This is a genomic window from Cytobacillus firmus, from assembly GCF_023715565.1.
GTDB lineage: Bacteria > Bacillota > Bacilli > Bacillales > Cytobacillaceae > Cytobacillus > Cytobacillus firmus_C.
The window spans coordinates 1-401 of sequence record NZ_JAMBOJ010000165.1 but is presented as its reverse complement, the minus strand read 5'-3'; the positions used below and the strand labels follow the sequence as shown (position 1 = coordinate 401).

The 401-nt window shown below is 49.4% G+C and carries 2 rRNA genes; both read right to left on the bottom strand.

Annotation, left to right across the window (positions count from 1 at the left end):
• Nucleotides 1-110, bottom strand: a 5S ribosomal RNA gene (rrf, locus tag M3205_RS25300); the annotation flags it as partial.
• Nucleotides 111-316: 206 nt separating this feature from the next.
• Nucleotides 317-401 (bottom strand): 23S ribosomal RNA (locus M3205_RS25295); the annotation flags it as partial.

Here is a 401-nt window from a genome sequence, read left to right as displayed (position 1 = left end):
AGCGTCCTACTCTCACAGGGGGACAGCCCCCAACTACCATCGGCGCTGAGAAGCTTAACTTCCGTGTTCGGTATGGGAACGGGTGTGACCTTCTCGCTATCGCCACCGGACTATTTGATTGAAGAAATTTCGTTCCCTCAAAACTAGATAATGTATGAAGAAGAATTTTGCCGAGTATTCACCAATAGGACTTGTCTAGCTTCGGCTCCTAACTTCTCGGCCGTTTCGATCCGTCCCTCCAAATCCCAAAACCAGGATTTGAATGACCGGCTCGCCAACGTCTCTCGAAGTTGAACAGTCGCCTCCGCTTTTCGTTTTGGTTAAGTCCTCGATCGATTAGTATCAGTCAGCTCCACATGTCGCCACGCTTCCACCTCTGACCTATCAACCTGATCATCTTT